The 20,349-nt window shown below is 67.7% G+C and carries 19 protein-coding genes; 16 read left to right on the top strand and 3 right to left on the bottom strand.

All coding sequences use genetic code 11. The annotated features are described in order from the left end of the window. The first annotated feature begins 1 nt into the window (after position 1). Genes G6N14_RS11350 through G6N14_RS11415 form a run of 14 tightly spaced genes read left to right on the top strand, consistent with a single transcriptional unit; the run spans position 2 to position 15,720 of the window. Positions 2 to 556 (top strand): NuoB/complex I 20 kDa subunit family protein, encoded by a 555-nt coding sequence (locus G6N14_RS11350; RefSeq protein ID WP_046322135.1) that lies wholly within the window; start codon positions 2 to 4, stop codon positions 554 to 556. After that, positions 553 to 1,236: an NADH-quinone oxidoreductase subunit C gene (locus tag G6N14_RS11355; RefSeq protein WP_085133910.1), complete on the top strand. Its 684-nt coding sequence runs from the start codon at positions 553 to 555 to the stop codon at positions 1,234 to 1,236. The genes G6N14_RS11350 and G6N14_RS11355 overlap by 4 nt, the downstream gene beginning before the upstream one ends. Beyond that, positions 1,236 to 2,549 (top strand): NADH-quinone oxidoreductase subunit D, encoded by a 1,314-nt coding sequence (locus G6N14_RS11360; protein WP_085133911.1) that lies wholly within the window; start codon positions 1,236 to 1,238, stop codon positions 2,547 to 2,549. The genes G6N14_RS11355 and G6N14_RS11360 overlap by 1 nt, the downstream gene beginning before the upstream one ends. Positions 2,550 to 2,608: 59 nt before the next feature. Next, entirely contained in the window at positions 2,609 to 3,388 is a 780-nt protein-coding gene (nuoE, locus tag G6N14_RS11365; RefSeq protein WP_085133978.1) for an NADH-quinone oxidoreductase subunit NuoE, read from the top strand. Further along, complete coding sequence (gene nuoF, locus G6N14_RS11370) at positions 3,385 to 4,722, top strand: NADH-quinone oxidoreductase subunit NuoF (RefSeq protein WP_085133912.1); 1,338 nt, start codon at positions 3,385 to 3,387, stop codon at positions 4,720 to 4,722. The genes nuoE and nuoF overlap by 4 nt, the downstream gene beginning before the upstream one ends. Beyond that, positions 4,719 to 7,118 carry an NADH-quinone oxidoreductase subunit G gene (locus G6N14_RS11375; protein ID WP_085133913.1) on the top strand — a complete coding sequence of 800 codons (2,400 nt, stop codon included), beginning with the start codon at positions 4,719 to 4,721 and terminating at the stop codon, positions 7,116 to 7,118. The genes nuoF and G6N14_RS11375 overlap by 4 nt, the downstream gene beginning before the upstream one ends. Further along, positions 7,115 to 8,344: an NADH-quinone oxidoreductase subunit NuoH gene (gene nuoH, locus G6N14_RS11380; RefSeq protein ID WP_085133914.1), complete on the top strand. Its 1,230-nt coding sequence runs from the start codon at positions 7,115 to 7,117 to the stop codon at positions 8,342 to 8,344. Before G6N14_RS11375 ends, nuoH begins: the two co-directional genes overlap by 4 nt. Next, positions 8,337 to 8,906: an NADH-quinone oxidoreductase subunit NuoI gene (gene nuoI / locus G6N14_RS11385; RefSeq protein WP_046320489.1), complete on the top strand. Its 570-nt coding sequence runs from the start codon at positions 8,337 to 8,339 to the stop codon at positions 8,904 to 8,906. Before nuoH ends, nuoI begins: the two co-directional genes overlap by 8 nt. Further along, entirely contained in the window at positions 8,906 to 9,733 is an 828-nt protein-coding gene (locus tag G6N14_RS11390) for an NADH-quinone oxidoreductase subunit J (RefSeq protein ID WP_085133915.1), read from the top strand. Before nuoI ends, G6N14_RS11390 begins: the two co-directional genes overlap by 1 nt. Further along, positions 9,730 to 10,029, top strand: coding sequence for an NADH-quinone oxidoreductase subunit NuoK (gene nuoK, locus G6N14_RS11395; protein ID WP_046320487.1), 300 nt, complete (start codon positions 9,730 to 9,732; stop codon positions 10,027 to 10,029). The genes G6N14_RS11390 and nuoK overlap by 4 nt, the downstream gene beginning before the upstream one ends. Positions 10,030 to 10,044: 15 nt before the next feature. Then, the gene (nuoL, locus tag G6N14_RS11400) at positions 10,045 to 11,985 is read left to right on the top strand and encodes an NADH-quinone oxidoreductase subunit L (RefSeq protein WP_085133916.1); all 1,941 of its coding nucleotides are present in this window, start codon (positions 10,045 to 10,047) and stop codon (positions 11,983 to 11,985) included. Further along, positions 11,982 to 13,586: an NADH-quinone oxidoreductase subunit M gene (locus G6N14_RS11405; RefSeq protein ID WP_085133917.1), complete on the top strand. Its 1,605-nt coding sequence runs from the start codon at positions 11,982 to 11,984 to the stop codon at positions 13,584 to 13,586. Before nuoL ends, G6N14_RS11405 begins: the two co-directional genes overlap by 4 nt. Positions 13,587 to 13,588: 2 nt before the next feature. Continuing rightward, positions 13,589 to 15,190, top strand: a complete 1,602-nt coding sequence (gene nuoN, locus G6N14_RS11410) for an NADH-quinone oxidoreductase subunit NuoN (RefSeq protein WP_085133918.1) — start codon at positions 13,589 to 13,591, stop codon at positions 15,188 to 15,190. Positions 15,191 to 15,231: 41 nt separating this feature from the next. After that, positions 15,232 to 15,720, top strand: a complete 489-nt coding sequence (locus G6N14_RS11415; RefSeq protein WP_085133919.1) for a flavin reductase family protein — start codon at positions 15,232 to 15,234, stop codon at positions 15,718 to 15,720. A 19-nt stretch (positions 15,721 to 15,739) separates the two neighbouring features. Here G6N14_RS11415 and G6N14_RS11420 read toward each other — a convergent pair whose 3' ends face one another. The 3 genes from G6N14_RS11420 to G6N14_RS11430 are packed head-to-tail and all read right to left on the bottom strand — an operon-like array spanning position 15,740 to position 18,037. After that, positions 15,740 to 16,738, bottom strand: a complete 999-nt coding sequence (locus tag G6N14_RS11420; protein WP_085133920.1) for a Gfo/Idh/MocA family protein — start codon at positions 16,736 to 16,738, stop codon at positions 15,740 to 15,742. Then, positions 16,735 to 17,430, bottom strand: coding sequence for a PIG-L deacetylase family protein (locus G6N14_RS11425; RefSeq protein WP_085133921.1), 696 nt, complete (start codon positions 17,428 to 17,430; stop codon positions 16,735 to 16,737). Before G6N14_RS11425 ends, G6N14_RS11420 begins: the two co-directional genes overlap by 4 nt. Before the next feature lie 4 nt (positions 17,431 to 17,434). Beyond that, a complete protein-coding gene (locus tag G6N14_RS11430) occupies positions 17,435 to 18,037 on the bottom strand; it encodes a TetR family transcriptional regulator (RefSeq protein ID WP_085133922.1) in 603 nt (200 codons plus the stop codon). 45 nt (positions 18,038 to 18,082) lie between these two features. On the opposite strand from G6N14_RS11430, the gene G6N14_RS11435 reads away from it, so the two are divergent. Both G6N14_RS11435 and G6N14_RS11440 read left to right on the top strand, forming a co-directional pair. After that, positions 18,083 to 19,228 (top strand): phosphotransferase family protein, encoded by a 1,146-nt coding sequence (locus tag G6N14_RS11435; RefSeq protein ID WP_085133923.1) that lies wholly within the window; start codon positions 18,083 to 18,085, stop codon positions 19,226 to 19,228. Beyond that, a complete protein-coding gene (locus tag G6N14_RS11440) occupies positions 19,228 to 20,343 on the top strand; it encodes an Rv3169 family protein (RefSeq protein WP_085133924.1) in 1,116 nt (371 codons plus the stop codon). Before G6N14_RS11435 ends, G6N14_RS11440 begins: the two co-directional genes overlap by 1 nt. Positions 20,344 to 20,349: the final 6 nt, after the last annotated feature.

Genomic DNA, 20,349 nt, shown 5'->3' on the forward strand with positions numbered 1-20,349 from the left:
CATGGGATTAGAAGAGCAGCTCCCCAGCGGACTCCTGCTGTCCACCGTGGAGGACCTGGCCGGATACTTCCGTACCGGTTCACTGTGGCCGGCGACCTTCGGGCTTGCCTGCTGCGCGATCGAGATGATGTCGACGATGGCGCCCGACTACGACCTGTCCCGGTTCGGGATGGAGGTGTTCCGCGCCTCCCCGCGCCAGGCGGACCTGATGATCGTGGCGGGCCGGGTCAGCCAGAAGATGGCGCCGGTGCTGCGCCAGATCTACGACCAGATGGTGGAGCCCAAGTGGGTGCTGTCGATGGGGGTGTGCGCCTCCTCCGGCGGCATGTTCAACAACTACGCGATAGTGCAAGGAGTTGACCATGTCGTCCCAGTCGACATCTACCTGCCCGGCTGCCCGCCCAGGCCGGAGATGCTGATGTATGCAATCCTCAAGCTACACGAGAAGATTCGCTCGATGCCCTTGGGCGCCAACCGGGAGCAGGTGATCACCGCGACCGAGGAGGCGGCCCTGTCGGCCCCCTCCACCTGGCAGCTGAAGGGGCTGCTGCGATGACCGAACCCAACGGCAGCCCCGAAGACGTGATCAAGGTGCGTCGCGGCCTGTTCGGCCCGCCGGGCAGCGGCGACACGTCCGGATACGGGCGACTGGTGGCCGAGGTCGCCCTGCCCGCAGAGACGCCGCGGCCCTACGGCGGATACTTCGACGAGCTCGTCGACACCCTGACTGCGGGCTTGCAGCGCAACGGGATTGAATTCGATGACGCGGTCGAGAAGGTCGTGGTGTACCGCGGCGAGCTCACCCTCTACGTCCGTCGCGCGCAGCTCCCGGCGGTGGCCCAACTCCTGCGCGACGATCCGGCACTGCGCTTCGAGCTGAGCCTGGGAGTCTCCGGTGTGCACTACCCCGGCGACGTCGACCGCGAATTACATGCGGTCTATCCGCTGCGTTCCATCACTCACAGCCGCCGAGTCCGGCTGGAAGTCACTGCCCCCGATGCGGATCCGCACATTCCGTCATTGTTCGCGATCTATCCGACCACGGACTGGCACGAACGAGAGACCTATGACTTCTTCGGGATCATCTTCGACGGCCATCCGTCGCTGACCCGAATCGAGATGCCCGACGACTGGCACGGCCACCCGCAGCGCAAGGACTACCCGTTGGGCGGCATCCCCGTCGAGTACAAGGGCGCGCACATACCGCCGCCGGACCAGCGGAGGGCTTACAAGTAATGAGCACCGACACACCGCACACCGTCTTGAATGTCGGTGGGCAGGAATGGGATCAGGTTGTCGAGGCCGCCAAGGCCGCTGACCCCGGCGAGCGCATCGTGGTCAACATGGGCCCCCAGCACCCTTCCACCCACGGCGTGCTGCGGCTGATCCTGGAACTCGAGGGCGAGACGGTGACCGAAGCCCGTTGCGGCATCGGCTACCTGCACACCGGCATCGAGAAGAATCTGGAGAGCCGCTACTGGACCCAGGGCGTCACATTCGTGACGCGGATGGACTACCTTTCGCCGTTCTTCAACGAAACCGCCTACTGCCTGGGCCTGGAGAAGCTGCTCGGCATCACCGATGACATCCCCGAGCGTGCCAGCGTCATCCGGGTTCTGATGATGGAACTCAACCGGATCTCCTCGCACCTGGTGGCGCTCGCTACCGGGGGCATGGAACTGGGGGCCTTGTCGGTGATGCTGTTCGGCTTCCGGGAACGCGAGCTGGTGCTCGACATCTTCGAGGCCATCACCGGTCTGCGGATGAACCACCAGTACGTCCGGCCCGGCGGGGTGTCGGTCGATCTACCCGACGACGCGATTCCGCAGATCCGCGACTTCTTGAAACTGATGCCCAAGCGGCTCAAGGACATCGAAGATCTGCTGACCGAGAACTACATCTGGAAGGCCCGCACCAAAGGGGTGGGCTATCTGGACCTGACCGGGTGCATGGCGCTGGGCGTCACCGGCCCGGTCCTGCGCTCGACCGGCCTGCCCTATGACGTGCGGCGCGCCGAACCGTATTGCGGCTACCAGGACTACGAATTCGATGTGATCACCGATGACGGCTGTGACGCCTACGGCCGCTACCTGATCCGCATCGCCGAGATCAAGGAGTCCCTGAAAATCGTCGAACAGTGTGTAGAACGGTTGGCCAAGCTGCACGGAGAGCCGGTGATGGTCTCCGACCGCAAGATCGCCTGGCCGGCCGACCTCAAACTCGGCAAGGACGGGCTCGGCAACTCGCGCGAGCACATCGGCTGGATCATGGGCCACTCGATGGAAGGGCTTATCCACCACTTCAAGCGAGTCACCGAGGACCTGTGGGTGCCGCCCGGACAGGTGTTCGTCTCCGTCGAGTCGCCCCGCGGCGAACTGGGGGTGCACATGGTCAGCGACGGCGGTACCCGCCCCTACCGGGTGCACTACCGGGACCCGTCGTTCACCAACCTGCAGGCCGTGGCCGCCATGAGCGAGGGCGGGCTGATCGCCGACGTGATCGCCGCGGTTGCCAGCATCGACCCGGTCATGGGCGGAGTGGACCGGTGAGCGCGGCGGCCGGCGAGTTCGACCGGGCCGGCGTCAACAAGACCGGGCGCGGCCGGTTGATGCCGCCCACCGCCGGAACCGATGGCAACCGGGTCTTCCTGCAGTTGGGCCGCCAGCCCGAAGAACCCAACCAGTTCAACTACCCGGACGCTCCGACCAGTTACGCCCCCGATGTTCGGGCCCGGCTGGAGGCCGACGCCAAGGAGATCATCGGGCGCTACCCGCAGCCCCGCTCGGCGATCCTGCCGCTGCTGCATCTGGTGCAGGCGCAAGACACCTACATCACCCCGGCCGGGCTGGCTTTCGTCGCCGAGCTGCTCGGGCTGACCAGTGCCGACGTCTCCGGTGTGGCGTCGTTCTACTCGATGTACCGCCGTGATCCCACCGGCAAGTACCTGGTCGGGGTGTGTACCAACACGCTGTGCGCGGTGATGGGCGGCGACGCCATCTACGACGAGCTCAAGAGTCATCTGGGTGTCGGCAACGATCAGACGACTGAGGACGGGGCCATCACCTTGCAGCACATCGAGTGCAACGCGGCGTGCGACTACGCACCCGTGGTGATGGTGAACTGGGAGTTCTTCGACAATCAGACCCCGGAATCGGCCCGCGAGCTGGTGGACAAGCTGCGCGACGACGCCGAGGTGCGGCCCACCCGCGGGATGCCGCTGTGCAGTTTCGCCGCCAACGAACGAATTCTCGCCGGTTTCCCCGACGAGCGCCCCGACGACGGCCAGGGCGGCGCCGGTGCGGCGACGCTGGCCGGCCTGCAGGTGGCCCGTGAGCACGGGATGACAGCGCCGGAGCCAGACGCAAACACCCGTGGGGGCGAGAAATGACACGCGCCGAGGGCACACCGCTGACACCGGTGCTCAGCAGCTACTGGGACGACCCCGAATCGTGGACGCTGGAGACCTACCGCCGCCACGACGGCTACACCGGGATGCGGCGCGCGCTGTCGATGACCCCCGACGAGGTCATCGACCTGGTCAAGGACTCGGGGTTGCGCGGCCGGGGCGGCGCCGGGTTCTCCACCGGGACCAAGTGGTCCTTCGTCCCGCAGGGCAGCGAGGGCGCCGGGGCCCGCCCCCACTACCTGCTGGTCAACGCCGACGAGTCCGAACCCGGCACCTGCAAGGACATGCCGCTGCTGATGGCCACGCCGCACGTGCTCATCGAGGGCATGATCGTGTGCTGCTACGCCATCCGGGCCCGCCACGCCTTCATCTACGTGCGCGGCGAGGTGGTTCCGGTGGTCCGCCGGCTGCAGGCCGCGGTGGCCGAGGCGTACGCGGCGGGGCTGCTGGGCACCGACATCGGCGGCAGCGGCTTCGACCTGGACATCACCGTGCACGCCGGGGCGGGCGCCTACATCTGCGGTGAGGAGACCGCGCTGATCGAGTCGCTGGAGGGCTACCGGGGCCAGCCCCGGCTGCGCCCGCCGTTCCCCGCCGTGGCCGGGTTGTATGCGTCGCCGACGGTGGTCAACAACGTCGAATCGATTGCCAGCGTTCCCGCCATCCTGCGCAACGGAGCCGAATGGTTCCGCTCCATGGGCACCGAGAAGTCCCGCGGGTTCACCCTGTATTCGCTGTCGGGTCACGTCAACCGGCCCGGCCAATACGAAGCGCCGCTGGGCATCACACTGCGCGAACTGCTCGGCTACGCCGGCGGGATACGCGACGGGCACCGGCTGAAGTTCTGGACGCCGGGTGGGTCGTCGACCCCGATCCTGACCGAGGAGCATCTCGACATCCCGCTGGACTACGAGGGCATGGCCTCGGCCGGATCCATGCTGGGCACCAAGGCGTTACAGATCTTCGACGAGACCACCTGCGTGGTCCGTGCGGCCGCGCGCTGGTCGGAGTTCTACAAGCACGAATCCTGCGGGAAATGCACACCCTGCCGGGAGGGCACCTACTGGCTGGTGCCCATCTACGAGCGGCTGGAATCCGGCCGGGGCACCCCCGAAGACCTCGACACCCTGCTCGACATCGCCGACGTCCTGTTCGGGAAGTCCTTCTGCGCCTTGGGCGACGGCGCGGCGATGCCGGTGAAGTCGTCGATCGAGTACTTCCGTGACGAATACATCGCCCACCTCGACGGGGGCTGCCCGTTCGACCCGAAAGCGAGCATGTACGTGGCAGGTGGAATCCGCGGCGGTGTGGCGTGACTCAAAGCGCTCAGCCGGATGGTCAGGAAACGGTCACCCTCACCATCGACGACCAACAGATCACCGTCCCCAAGGGCACCTTGATCATCCGCGCGGCCGAGCAGCTGGGCATCGAGGTCCCGCGGTTCTGCGACCACCCGCTGCTGGACCCGGTGGCCTGGTGCCGGCAGTGCATGGTCGAGGTGGAAGGCCAGCGCAAGCCGCAGCCGTCGTGCGCGGTGGCCGCCGCCGACGGCATGGTGGTACGCACCCAGCACACCTCCGCCGAAGCCGACCGGGCCCAGCACCTGGTGATGGAGCTGCTGCTGATCAACCACCCGCTGGACTGCCCGACCTGCGACAAGGGCGGAGAGTGCCCGCTGCAGAACCAGGCGATGGCACACGGGCGCTCCGAGACTCGCTTCGAAGAGGCCAAGCGGCACTACCCCAAGCCGATCAACATCTCCGCCCAGGTGCTGCTGGACCGGGATCGCTGCATCCTGTGCGCACGCTGCACCCGGTTCGCCAACGAGATCGCCGGGGACAAACTCATCGAGATGATGGACCGCGGCGCCCTGCAGCAGGTCGGCATCTACAGCGACACCCCGTTCGACTCCTACTTCTCGGGCAACACCGTCCAGATCTGCCCGGTGGGCGCTCTCACCGGCGCCTCCTACCGATTCCGGGCCCGGCCCTTCGACCTGGTTTCCACGCCGAGCGTCTGCGAGCACTGCGCCTCGGGCTGCGCTCAGCGCACCGACCACCGGCGCGGCAAAGTGATGCGGCGACTGGCCGGCGACGACCCGGACGTCAACGAGGAGTGGAACTGCGACAAGGGCCGCTGGGCCTTCACCTACGCCACCCAGAGCGACCGCATCACCACACCGCTGGTCCGCGACGACAGCGGAAACCTGGTTCCCACCTCCTGGCCGCACGCGGCGGCGGTTGTCGCTCGGGGCCTGGCTGCGGCCCGCGGCCACACCGGGGTGCTGGTCGGCGGCCGGATGTCGGCCGAAGACGCCTACAGCTACGCCAAGTTCGCCCGGCTGGCACTGCACAGCGATGACATCGACTTCCGGGCGCGGGCGCACTCCGCCGAGGAGGCCGCGTTCCTGGCCGCCCGGGTGGCCGGCCGCGGTATCGAGGTCAGCTATGCCGACCTGGCGGCCGCGCCGGTGGTCCTGCTGGCCGGGCTGGAACCCGAGGAAGAGTCGCCGATCGTCTTCCTGCGGCTGCGCAAGGCGGCCCGCAAGAACACCACCCAGGTGATCAGCGTCGCCCCCTTGGCCGATCGCGGCCTGGCCAAGATGTCCGGCACCCTGCTGCCCGTCGTTCCCGGCGGCGAGGCCGCCGCTCTGGACGACCTGCACACCGCCGACATCGGGCAATCGCTGCGCCAGCCGGGCGCGGTGATCCTGGTCGGCGAACGTCTGGCGAGTTCGCCGGGAGCCCTCTCGGCGGCGGTCCGGCTGGCCGAGGCCACCGGCGCCAAGCTGGCGTGGGTGCCCCGACGTGCCGGCGAGCGCGGCGCGCTGGACAGCGGCGCGCTGGCCGGGCTGCTCCCCGGCGGGCGTCCGCTGGAGGACCCGGGCGCGCGAGCCGAGGTCGCACGGGCATGGGGCCTCGACGGCCCCGACGGCCTGCCGTCGCAGGCCGGGCGCACCACCGACGCCATCCTGGCGGCCGCCGGCGACGGCACCCTGCAGGCACTGCTGGTCGGCGGGGTCGAACCGGCCGACTTGGCCGACCCGGCAGCGGCTTTGGCGGCCCTGGACGCGGTGGGCTTCCTGGTCAGCCTCGAGCAGCGGCACAGCGAAGTCACCGAACGCGCCGACGTGGTGCTGCCGGTCGCGGTCGCGGCCGAGAAAGCCGGCACCTACGTCAACTGGGAGGGCCGGCACCGTCGGTTCGGCGTCGCCCTGGGAGACAGCGGCGCCCTCCCGGACCGGCGGGTGCTCGACGTCATCGCCGAGGAAATGGGCGTGCCGCTGGGTCTGTCCACCCTGGAAGCGGCCCGCGAGGAGCTGGCGGCGCTGCGTAGCTGGGCCGGTGACCGGCCCGCCGGGCCGGACGTGGCCGCGGGCCCGCCGCCGCAACCCGGCAGCGGTGAAGCGGTGCTGGCCGGCTGGCGCATGTTGCTCGACGAAGGACGGTTGCAGGCCGGTGAACGCAACCTGGCGGCCACCGCCCGCACACCGGTGGCGCGCCTGTCGGCCACGACAGCCGCCGACATCGGTGCCGCAGCAGGGGATCCCATCACGGTCAGTACCGAGCGCGGCCGAATCACCTTGCCGCTGGCGATCACCGACATGCCGGACAACGTGGTGTGGCTGCCGATGAACTCGGCCGGCTCGGCGGTACACCGGGACCTGGGGGTCAGCCCCGGCGCGACAGTACAGATTGGACGCACACCATGAGCGATCCTTTGTGGTTGATGCTGGTCAAGGTGCTGGGCATCTTCTTGTTTCTGCTTCTGACGGTTGTCCTGGCAATCGTCATCGAACGCAAAGTCGTGGGCCGCATGCAGATGCGCCCCGGCCCGAACCGGGTGGGGCCCAAAGGCTGGCTGCAGAGCCTCGCCGATGCGATCAAGCTGGCACTCAAGGAGGACATCACCCCCTTCAACGTCGACCGGGTGATCTACGCTCTGGCCCCGGTCATTTCGACGGTGCCGGCGATCACGGCGTTCGCGGTGATTCCCCTGGGTCCCGAGGTCAGCATCTTCGGCCACCGCACCGCGTTACAGCTGGCAGACCTTCCGATCGCGGTGCTGTTCGTCCTGGCGATGTCCTCGATCGGCGTGTACGGAATCATCCTGGCCGGCTGGTCGTCGGGTTCGGTCTATCCCCTGCTCGGTGGAATCCGCTCCACCGCCCAGGTGATCTCCTACGAGGTCGCGATGGGACTGGCGTTCGCCTCGGTGTTCCTCTACGCCGGGACGATGTCCACCTCGGGAATCGTGGCGGCCCAGGACCGGGTGTGGTTCGCGTTCCTGTTGATGCCGGCCTTCCTGGTGTACCTGACCGCGATGGTCGGCGAGACCAACCGGGCGCCGTTCGACCTGCCCGAGGCCGAGGGCGAACTCGTCGGAGGCTTTCACACCGAATACTCGTCGCTGAAGTTCGCGCTGTTCTTCCTGGCCGAATACATCAACATGACCACGGTGTCCGCGGTCGCCGTCACGCTGTTCCTCGGCGGTTGGCACGCACCGTTCCCGTTCAACATGTGGCCGGCCGCCAACACCGGCTGGTGGCCACTGTTGTGGTTCACCGCGAAGCTGTGGGGTTTCATCTTCGTCTACATCTGGCTGCGCGGCACCCTGCCCCGGTTGCGCTACGACCAGTTCATGGCGCTGGGCTGGAAGATCCTGATCCCCGTGGCGCTGACCTGGGTGCTGCTCGCCGCCGGGATGCGCAGTCTGCGCAACGACGGCTACGAGAATTGGCAACTGGCACTGGCCGGCCTGAGCACGCTGACCACGGTCGTGGTGCTGCTGGCGCTGCACCGGCGCTTCAGCGCGTTGAACACCCGTCGCTCCGAATCGGCGCCGGCGCCTCCCGTCGTCGCACCGGAAGGATCATTCCCCACCCCACCGCTGCCGCAACGCCCGTCGTCGCGGGCCAAGGAGGACATCCATGGCTAGCCTCAGAGACGCCCTGGCCGGGTTCGGCGTCACGTGGAAGACGATGTTCAAGCGGCCGATCAACGACGGCTACCCGGAGCGCAAGAAGCCGACGGCGCCGCGGTACCACGGCCGGCACCGCCTCAACCGGCACCCGGACGGGCTGGAGAAATGCATCGGCTGCGAGCTGTGCGCGTGGGCCTGCCCGGCCGACGCGATCTATGTGGAGGCCGCCGACAACACCGACCAGGAGCGTTTCTCCCCCGGCGAACGTTATGGCCGGGTCTACCAGATCAACTACCTGCGCTGCATCGGCTGCGGGCTGTGCATCGAAGCCTGCCCCACCCGCGCACTGACCATGACCAACGAATACGAGATGGCCGCCGACAACCGTGCCGAGCTGATCTGGGAGCGCGAGCAGTTGCTGGCACCGCTGGAACCCGGCATGGTGGCCCCGCCGCACGCGATGCCGCCCGGCGCCACCGAAAAGGACTACTACTTGGGCAGGGTCAGCCCGAACGGACTCGACGCCGACCCTGATCTGTTCGTCATGCTGGACCGAGTGAAGCAGGGCAAAGCCTGATGGGCGGCCAACTGCTCGCCGCCGACATCGTCGTGCGCACCTCCACCGGGGAGGCGGTCACGTTCTGGATCCTCGGCGTGGTCGCCGTCATCGGGGCCATCGGGGTGGTCACCGCCGCCAAAGCGGTGTACTCGGCACTGTTTCTGGCGATGACGATGCTGATCCTGGCGGTGTTCTACTTTGTCCAGGACGCGATGTTCCTCGGCGTGGTGCAGATCGTGGTCTACACCGGCGCGGTGATGATGCTGTTCCTGTTCGTGATGATGCTGATCGGTGTCGACTCGGCCGAGTCATTGGCGGAGACTCTGCGCGGCCAGCGGGTCGCCGCGACGCTTTCGGGCATCGGGTTCGGGATGCTGCTGATCGCCGGGATCGGTGGGGCGACCATGCACCTGCGCGGTATCAGCACACCGGCAGCGACCCCGACCGGATCGGCGGACCTGAGCCAGCACAACGTCGAAGGCCTCGCGGCGCTGATCTTCACCCGCTATCTGTGGGCGTTCGAGCTCACCAGCGCGTTGCTGATCACTGCGGTGCTCGCAGCGATGGTGCTGACCCACCGTGAGCGACTGCAGCCCCGAATGACCCAGCGGGAGCTGTCTATCCAGCGCTTCCAATCCGGCCGGCGGCCCACACCACTGCCCACCCCCGGTGTCTACGCGCGCCACAACGCCGTGGACGTCGCCGCTCGCCTGCCCGACGGGACGTTCTCGGCGCTGTCGGTGTCGGACACCTTAACCCACCGCTGGGTCGACGCCACCGGCAATGCCGAACACGCCGCCGACCCGTCCGCGGGAACTCCAGCCGGCAACGGGGAGGACCAGTGAATCCGGAGAACTACCTGTACCTGTCGGCGATGCTGTTCACCATCGGCGCCACCGGAGTGCTGTTGCGCCGCAACGCCCTGGTGATGTTCATGTGTGTCGAGCTGATGCTCAATGCCGCCAACCTGGCGTTCGTCACCTTCGCGCGGCTGCACTCTGCGCTCGACGGCCAGATGGTGGCGTTTTTCACCATGGTCGTCGCCGCCTGTGAGGTGGTGATCGGCCTGGCCATCATCATGACGATCTTCCGGGCCCGGCGATCGGCCTCGGTCGACGATGCGAACTTACTGCGCGGCTAGGAGTTTGGGAGCCCTATGACGAATCTGAGCCAGCTGAGCTGGCTGCTGGTTGGCCTGCCGACCGCCGGTGCGCTGATCCTGTTACTCGGCGGGCGCCGAACCGACCGGTGGGGGCACCTGCTGGCCTGCGCCACGGTGCTCGGCTCGTTCGGGATCGGCCTGGCCCTGCTGGCCGACATGCTGGGCCGAGGCCCCGACGACCGGTCGATCCACACCCACCTGTTCAGCTGGGTGCCGGTGGGTGCCCTGCAGGTCGACTTCGGAGTGCTCATCGACCAGCTCTCGATCTGCTTCGTGCTGCTGATCACCGGCGTGGGCGCGTTGATCCACATCTACTCGACCGGCTACATGAAGCACGATCCCGACCGCCGGCGCTTCTTTGCCTACCTGAACCTGTTCGTCGCCGCGATGCTGCTGCTGGTGGTCGCCGACAACTACCTGGGCCTCTACGTCGGCTGGGAAGGCGTCGGTCTGGCGTCCTACCTGCTGATCGGCTTCTGGTACGCCCGGCCGGTGGCGGCCGCGGCGGGCAAAAAGGCCTTCGTTTCCAACCGCGTCGGCGATATCGGACTGTCCTTGGCCATGTTCGTGATGTTCGCCGGATTCGGCACGCTGTCCTTCGACGGCCTGTTCGGCGCGGTCGGCGAGGCCGGTCCCAGCGGCCTGACCACTGCCATCGGTCTGCTGCTGCTGGTGGGCGCCTGCGCCAAGTCCGCACAGGTGCCGCTGCAGGCGTGGTTGTTCGACGCGATGGAAGGCCCGACACCGGTATCGGCGCTGATCCACGCCGCCACCATGGTGACCGCCGGCGTCTACCTGATCGTGCGGTCGGGCCCGGTGTTCGACCTGTCCCCCGACGCCCGCCTGGCCGTGGTCGTGGTCGGCGCCCTCACGTTGCTGTTCGGTGCCATCATCGGCTGCGCCAACGACGACATCAAACGGGCCCTGGCCGCCTCCACGGTGAGCCAGATCGGCTACATGGTGCTGGCCGCGGGCCTGGGCCCGGCCGGCTACGCGGTGGCGATCATGCACCTGCTCACCCACGGTTTCTTCAAAGCCGGACTGTTCCTGGGCTCCGGGTCGGTGATGCACGGAATGAACGACGAGCAGGACATGCGTCGCTACGGCGCCCTGCGCAGCTTCATGCCGGTGACCTTCGTGACGTTCGGGTTGTGCTACCTGGCGATCATCGGGGTGCCGCCGTTCGCCGGCTACTGGTCCAAGGACGCCATCATCGAGGCCGCACTGGCCACCGGCGGCACCCGCGGCTGGGTCCTGGGGGCCGTGACCATCCTGGGCGCCGGTATCACCGCCTTCTACATGACCCGCGTGATGCTGATGACGTTCGGCGGCGAACGCCGTTGGGCGGCCGACGAGAGCGAGGTGACCGCGGAGCGGGCACTGCAGCACCCGCACGAATCGCCGTCGGTGATGACCTGGCCGATGATCGTGCTGGCGGTCGGCGCCGTCTTCGCCGGCGGTGCGCTGGCCGTCGGCGGGCGCTTGGAGCACTGGCTGGAGCCGGTGGTCAGCTCGGTGGCGGCGGTCGGCGAACACCACGCAGCGCACGCCATCCCGGCCTGGCTTACCGGAGCCATCACCCTGGGAGTCGTCCTGGTCGGTGTCGCGGTGGCCTACAACATGTACGGCCGCAAGCCGATACCGATCACCGCTCCCACCGACGTCTCGGCGCTGACGGTGGCGGCCCGCAACTATCTCTACGGCGATGCCTTCAACGAGGAGGTGCTGATGCGTCCGGGTAACCGACTTGCCCAAGACCTGGTCAAGGTGGACGACGGGGTGGTCGACGGCTCGGTCAACACCGGAGCGGGGCTGGTGGCGATCGCCTCATATCTGGTGCGGCGCCTACAGACCGGCTTCGTGCGCTCGTATGCGCTGACGATGCTCGCCGGTGCGGTCCTGGTCGTGGCGATGGTGCTGGCGGTGCAGCTGTGAACGCCAACACGAGCGTGCCCTGGCTGAGCCTGCTGTGGCTGCTGCCACTGGTCGGCGCCGGACTGGTGATCGTGTTGCCGGCCGGCCGGCCGGGCCTGGCGAAGTACACCGGCCTGCTGGTCAGCCTTGCCACGCTGGGGGTGGCCGTCGTGGTCACCGTCGGGTTCGACACCACTCCGGTGGCCGCCCCCTACCAGTTCGTCGAATCCCATTCCTGGATTCCGGCGTTCGGGGCGAGCTACACCCTCGGGGTGGACGGCATCGCGGTGATCCTGGCGTTGCTGACCGCCGGGCTGGTGCCGCTGTTGATGCTGGCCGGATGGAACGACGGGGAGACCGGCGCCGATGCTGACGACGCGCCGCGCCCGGCAGTTCGCGCGCGGGGACCGCACGCATTCGCGGCGCTGACGCTGACCGTCGAGGCGATGGTGCTGATCTCGCTGGTCTCGCTGGACGTCCTGCTGTTCTACGTGTTCTTCGAAGCCATGCTGATCCCGATGTACTTCATGATCGGCGGCTTCGGCAGGGGCGCGAAGCGTTCCCAGGCAGCCCTGAAGTTCCTGCTGTACAACCTGTTCGGGGGCCTGATCATGCTGGCCGCCGTGATCGGGGTCTACGTGGCCAGTTCCGGGGCAGGCTCGTCTGGCGGTACGTTCGACTTCCGGGAACTGGTCTCGACCTTCTCGCCGGCGACCACCACCGTGGATCCGGGCGTCCTCAAGCTGCTGTTCGCCGGCTTCATGTTCGCCTTCGCGGTCAAAGCTCCGCTGTGGCCGCTGCACCGGTGGCTGCCCGACGCGGCGGTGGAATCCACTCCCGCGACCGCGGTGCTGATGATGGCGGTGATGGACAAAGTGGGCACCTTCGGGATGCTGCGCTACTGCCTGCAGTTGTTCCCGGACGCGTCCACCTATTTCCGGCCGACCATCATCGCGCTCGCGGTCATCGGAGTGGTCTACGGCGCGATGGTGGCGATCGGGCAACGCGACATCATGCGGTTGATCGCCTACACCTCGATCTCCCACTTCGGGTTCATCATTCTGGGGATCTTCGTGATGACCAGCCAGGGACAGAGCGGTTCGACGCTGTACATGCTCAACCACGGATTGTCCACGGCGGCCTTGTTCTTGATCGCCGGATTCCTGATCGCCCGGCGCGGCGGCACTCGGGCGATCGCCGACTACGGTGGCGTGCAGAAGGTGGCCCCGGTGATGGCCGGCACCTTCATGGTCGCCGCGATGGCCACCCTCTCGCTGCCGGGCCTGGCCCCGTTCATCAGTGAATTCCTGGTTCTCATCGGCACGTTCAACCGGTATTGGGTGGCGGCGGCGGTCGGCTCCACGGCGTTGGTGTTGTCGTCGATCTACATGCTGTGGCTGTACCAGCGGGTGATGACCGGGCCCGTCGCGCACGGCAATGAACGCATCCACGATCTGGTCCCGCGCGAGTTGCTGGTCGTCACACCGTTGATCGCGCTGTTGCTGTTCCTCGGCTTCTATCCCAAACCGGCGCTGGACATCATCAATCCGGGCGTCGAGCACACCTTGACCACGATCGGCCAGACCGACCCGGCACCGCTGACCGCTGAGGGGGCGCACTGACCATGGCGGGCATGCCAATCCCATCTGTCGAATACGGCCTCGTGTTACCGCTGCTGATCGTTTTCGGCACCGCGGTGGCCGGTGTGGCCGTCGAAGCGTTCGTCGCGCGTCGGGCGCGCTATGCGACCCAAGTGCTGCTCGCCGTCGGCGGCCTGGCCGCCGCGTTCGCCGCAATCGTCGAAGTGGGCCGCGAGCTGCCGGCCGACGGCCGTGTCGCGGTGCTGGGCTCGATGGCGGTGGACCGGCCGGTGCTGGTGCTGCAGGCCACCATCGCACTGGTGGGGATCATGGCCGTGGTGTTCATGGCGGAGCGCAACATCGGCACCGGCGTTGCCGAAGGTCCGGGAGCCGCGGCCGCGCCGACGGCACCGCCACGCGCGGGCATGGACTCGTTCACGCCCCAGGCGTCGGCGGTACCCGACAGCGTCGCCGAACTCGACGCCGCCCGGGCCGGGGTGACCCAGACCGAGGTGTTCCCGCTGACCGTGCTGGCGATCGGCGGCATGATGGTGTTCCCCGCCGCCAACGATCTGGTCACCATGTTCGTGGCACTGGAAGTGCTCTCCCTGCCGCTGTATCTGCTGTGCGGTCTGGCCCGCTACCGCCGCCTGCTCTCCCAGGAAGCAGCCCTGAAGTATTTCTTGCTGGGCGCGTTCTCCTCGGCGCTGTTCCTGTTCGGCGCCGCTTTGCTGTACGGCGCCACCGGGACACTGACCCTGACAGAGATCGGCGAGCGGCTGTTCGCCCACAGCGGCGACCCGCTGGCGCTGATCGGTGCCGGCCTGATCCTGGTCGGCCTGTTCTTCAAGGTCGGCGCCGTGCCCTTCCATTCATGGGTGCCCGATGTCTATGTCGGGGCGCCGACACCGGTCACCGGATTCATGGCGGCCGCCACCAAAGTCGCCGCCTTCGGGGCGATGCTGCGCATCCTCTACGTCGCGCTGCCGGCGCTGCACGACCAGTGGCGTCCCCTGCTGTGGCTGATCGCAATCGTGACCATGGTGGTCGCCACCATCGCGGCGATCACCCAGACCGAGGTCAAGAGGATGCTCGCCTATTCCTCGATCGCGCACGCGGGTTTCGTGCTGACCGGCGTCTTGTCGGCGATCCCGGCCGGCATCTCGGCGACGCTGTTCTACTTGGTCGCCTACAGCTTCTCCACCGTGGGCGCCTTCGCCGTGGTGAATCTGATCCGCGGCTCCGGCGGTGAAGAGGAACTCGACATGGCCCGGTGGGCCGGGCTGGGCCGGCGCTATCCGGTGGTGGGCTTGCTGTTTTCGATGTTCCTGCTGGCCTTCGCCGGCATTCCGCTCACCAGTGGCTTCATCAGTAAGTTCGCGGTCTTCAAGGCCGCCGCCGAAGGCGGTGCCGCACCGCTGGTGGTGGTGGGCGTGGTCGCCAGCGGTGTGGCCGCCTACTTCTACGTCCGGGTGATCGTGTTGATGTTCTTCACCGACTCCCCTGCCGATCCGCCGAACCTGGTTCTGCCCAGCGTGTGGAGCAAGGCGGCGATCGCCCTGTGCGCAGCGGTGACGGTGTTGCTGGGAGTGTTCCCGCAACCGCTGCTGGACCTGGTGGACGCGGCAACGCAATTCGCGCAGTAAGCGGGGTATGCCCGTCGCCCCGGGCGGGTACACCCCCGGATATGGGCGACGAGTCATTTCAGCAGCTGGTCAGCATGCTGGACTACACCATGTTCGTAGTCACCACCCGGGCACACGACGAGACCTCGGGCTGCCTGGTGGGCTTCGCCACCCAGACCAGCATCGATCCGGCGAGATTCCTGGTGGGAATTTCCAAACGCAATCACACCTTCGCCGTGGCGGCCGCATCCGAGCACTTGGCCGTCCACGTGCTGGCCCGCCAGGACAAGGAGCTGGCCCGGCTGTTCGGCAGCCAGACCGGGGACGACATCAACAAATTCGAGCACTGCGCCTGGCACCGCGGTCCGGAGGGCATGCCCATCCTCGATGCGGCACCGGGCTGGTTCGTCGGCAAGACCCTGCGCCGCATCGACCTCGGCGACCATCTCGGCTACCTGTTGGAGCCGGTCGCCGCGGAAGCCGACCAGCGCACCGACGACTTGTTGTCGCTTGCCGACGTCGGGGACCTGGAACCGGGCCACAGCGCCTGAGCGATCACCGCCGCAGCGCTCAGGCCGGTTCGCGCGGCGGCAGACCCGCGGCCCGGTAGATCGCGTCGATGACGGCCATGTTCTCGATCGCGTCCTGCGGGGTGGTCCGAACCGGGGCACCGCGCAGCACGGCGGCGGCGAACGCGTCGAGCTGGTAGGCATAGGAAGCCCGATGGCTGAACCGCTCCACCCGCCTGCCCCGCCGGGAGCGAACGCCCAATCGGTGAAAGTACTGGGGCATCAATGGGTTGATGGCGCGCAGCTCGCCGTGTTCGCCGATCACGCGGGCACTGATCTGCAACAGATTCGCCGACCACAGCGAGCAACGGATCGTCCCGGTGTGCCCGCCCGGAAATCGCAGCCGCGCCGTCATCGCCCGGTCCACGAACTGATCACGCAGTTTCGCCTGCGCCTGCACGACGTCGGGGGTCCCTCCGCCGAACGTACGGGCCATGTGGACCGCGTAGCAGCCGGCGTCCATCAACGCTCCGCCGGCCAGCGGGTAGTGGTAACGGATGTCGGAGAATCGCGGCAGGGGAAAGCTGAGCGCGGCGTCGACCCGCTGGAGCTTGCCCAATTCACCCGAGGCGATTATCTCCTCGATGCGAAGTGTCATCGGGTGATAGCGGTAGTGGAACGCCTCCATCACCACCAGGTCGGTGCGCGCGGCGGCCGCGGCGATCGCACGGGCTTCATCGGCGTTGGCGGTGAGCGGTTTCTCGCACAGCACGTGCTTGCCGGCATCCAGCGCGGCGCGGGTCCACCTGCCGTGCAGGTGGTTGGGCAACGGGATGTACACGGCATCGACGGCCGGGTCGGCGATCAGCGCGTCGTAGCTGTCGTGGACCCGCTCGATGCGGTGTTTGCCCGCGAAGGCACGGGCGCGAGTGACGTCGCGCGCTGCCACGGCGCTGACCACCACTTCCGGGTTGGCGGCGGCCGGTTTGACCAGTGCATCCGGGGCGATCCGGGCCGCCCCGAGCACTCCGATGCGCAGCACCGGGGTGGTTCCGGTCATGCCTCGGCGCTCCGGATGAGACGGAAACCGGCCACCCGGCGGCCGGGCAGCGCCGAGGTCGTCATATCGACTACCTTGCGTGCCTGCTCGGGTACCGCCGTGGCGGGGTCGAGCACCGACAGGTAGACCTCGTGGGCGGCCAGCGACTCCACCGCGGTGTCGAGGTAGGCATCCACGTCCTCGACGTGACTGGGTCCCGGCCCGCCCTGGAAAAGCCAACGAGGCGTGGACGCCATGGCGTCCCAGGCGTCGGTGACCGCGGCAGCGAATTCGATGTGGTCGCGCTGGTTGGGCATCCCCGGTGCGAACTCGGGGGCTCCGTAGACCGCGACCACCACGTCGGGGCGATCGTGCGCGATCACCGAGGCGATCTTGGCCCGCAGGGCCGGCTTGTTGACGATGTTGCTGTCCGGGAAGTCCCAGAACTCGACGCCGGCGACCGGGTCCACGCCCACGATCGCCGCGGCCCGCCGTTGCTCGGCCTCCCGCAGTGGGCCCGCCTGCTGCGGATCCATCCCGGCGATACCCCGCTCGCCCCTGGATGCCAGTGCGTAGCGGACACGCTTGCCGGCGGCGGTCCACTTCGCCACCGCTGCCGCGATGCCGTATTCGGGGTCGTCGGGATGCGGAACCAGCACCAGCATCGAGGCCCAGTCCGCCGGGAATGGCAGCGGTTCGTTCGGTGCGGACATGGCCTTAGGTGAGCACACCAAGGGCGATGATGTCCGCCGTCTGGTGTACCCAGTCGTCGTCGAGGGCGTCCTGCGGGCGCAGCATCATGCTGAACAGGGCTGCGCCGCCGATGATCTCGACCAGCCGACCGGCGTCCACGCCTGCGCGCAGATCGCCGCGGCTCACCGACTCGGCCACCCAGTGGCGGGTCACCTCGAACAGGCCCTGGAATCGCGACAGCACCCGCGCGGTCAACTCGGCGTTGGTCGACATGTCGGCGAACAAGCCGGGCAGGGCGGCCCGCACCGCCGGATCGGTGAATGCGTCACGCGCCCCGGCCATCATCGCCTGCAGAATGCCGAACGCGTTCCCGGGTACGGCGATTACCGCGCTCGGCGGAACCGAGAAGACGGCTTCGTGCACCAATTCGGCTTTGCTGGGCCACCGGCGGTAAAGCGCGGTCTTGGTGGTCCCCGCTCGCTCCGCCACAGCCGCCAGACTCAGATTGGCATAGCCGACTTCGACAACCAGCTCCGCCGCGGCCTGCAATATGGCAGCGTCAATGCGGGGGTCGCGAGGCCGTCCGGCGCCGGGTGCCTTGTCAAGGGCTGAAGGTTCTGCTTTCATACCGCTACCTGTCGTATCGTAATTACCCTGACGGAGGATACCGCCGTGGTCGACCAACCGACTGTAGAAGTGGAAAAGGACGTTGGCCGACTCCAACGTTCCAGCCGCGACGTCACCACCCTGCCCACGGTAATGTCTCGCTGGCTTGCCACGCAGTTGCCCGGCGAGATCACGCCGGAGATCAGTGTGGAAAGCGGCGTGGACACCAACGGCATGTCCTCGGAGACCATCATGCTCGCCGCGCACTGGCCGGCCGATGACGGTGCGGAGCAACAGCGCTGGGTGATGCGGGTGGCACCGGCACCCGAAGACGTTCCGGTGTTTCCGGCCTACCGCCTCGATCACCAATTCGAGGTGATGCGGCGGGTGGGCGAACTCACCGATGTCCCGGTGCCGAAAGTCCGCTGGCTCGAACCGACCGGCGACGTGCTGGACCGGCCTTTCTTCCTGATGGATCGAGTGGACGGCGACGTGCCACCCGACGTCATGCCCTACACGTTCGGCAGCAACTGGTTCGCCGACGCGACAGCCGAACAGCAGCGCAGCCTGCAAGACCGCACCGTCGAGGTGCTGGCCAAGCTGCACGCCATCGGCGATGCGGCACAGACCTTCTCCTTCCTCGACGAGCACACCGACGGAGACACTGCGCTGCGGCGCCACTTCGAGAAGGTGCGGCAATGGTACGAGTTCGCGGTACCCGACATGGGTCGCTCGCCGCTGCTGGACCGGGCCATGGCCTGGCTGGAGCAGAACTGGCCGGCCGACGCCGCAGCCGGCGAGACCGTGCTGTGCTGGGGCGACTCCCGCATCGGCAATGTGCTTTACCGTGATTTCCACCCGGTTGCGGTGTTGGACTGGGAAATGGTGACGCTGGGGCCACGCGAGCTGGATGTCTCGTGGCTCATCTTCGCGCACTTGGTCTTTGAAGAACTCGCTGGCCTGGCGGGGTTGCCCGGGCTTCCGCAGGTGCTGCGCGAAGACGATGTTCGGGCCACCTACCGGGACCTGACCGGCGTCGAACTCGGCGACCTGCACTGGTTCTACGTCTACGCCGGCGTGATGTGGGGGATCGTCTTCATGCGCACCGGCGCCCGCCGTGTGCATTTCGGGGAGATGGAGAAGCCGGAGAACCCCGAGTCGCTGTTCTACCACGCCGGACTGCTCAGAAAGTTGATGGGAGTACAGAGCTGATGCTGGGGCCACTCGACGAATACCCGGTCCATCAACTGCCGCAGCCGATCGCCTGGCCGGGCTCCTCGGACCGCAACTTCTACGACCGTTGCTACCTCAACGCCCACGACCGCACCGGCGAGATCTTCGTGATCACCGGATGCGGCTACTATCCCAACCTCGGCGTCAAAGACGCCTTTGTGCTGGTGCGCCGGGGCGATACCCAGACCGCGGTACACCTGTCCGACGGAATCGACTCCGACCGGCTCAATCAGCGCGTCGGCGCCTACCGCATCGAGGTCACCGATCCCCTGCGCTCACTGCGGGTGGTCATGGATGAAACCGACGGCATTGCCCTCGATCTGGTGTGGGAGGGTCTGTTCGACCCGGTACAGGAGCAGCGCCACATCCTGCGGACCGGCACCAGGGTGACCCTGGACGCGCAGCGTTTCGCCCAACTGGGCACCTGGAGTGGGCGCATCGCGATCGACGGCGAGGAGATCGCCGTGGACCCCGCCGTCTGGATCGGTTCGCGTGACCGCTCCTGGGGCATCCGCCCGGTCGGTGAACGCGAGCCCGCGGGACGACCGGCCGACCCGCCGTTCGACGGCATGTGGTGGCTCTACGTACCCATGGCATTCGAGGACTTCGCGGTGGTGATGATCGTCCAAGAGGAACCCGACGGGTTCCGCTCGCTCAACGACTGCAGCCGGATCTGGCGCGACGGCCGCGTCGAACAGCTTGGCTGGCCCCGGATTTCGACCCGCTACCGATCGGGCACCCGGATCGCCACCGGCGCCACCATCGAAGCCACGCGCCCGGATGGCACGCCGGTGGTGTTCGAGGTGGAATCCAAACTGCCGGTCCCCATTCACGTCGGCGGCGGTTACGGCGGCGACATCGACTGGCTGCATGGCGAGTGGAAGGGCGAGAAGTTCACCGAGCGCCTGACCTATGACATGACCGATCCAGCCATCCTGGGGCGGGCCAGCTTCGGAATGATCGACCATGTGGGGCGTGCGGTGTGCCGCGACGGCGACGCCGCCCCGGTCGAGGGCTGGGGCCTCTACGAACACGGCGTGTTGGGCCGCCACGACCCGAGCGGGTTCCCCGACTGGGTCACGATGGCGCCCTAGGGTATA

The organism is Mycolicibacter hiberniae (assembly GCF_010729485.1).
GTDB lineage: Bacteria > Actinomycetota > Actinomycetes > Mycobacteriales > Mycobacteriaceae > Mycobacterium > Mycobacterium hiberniae.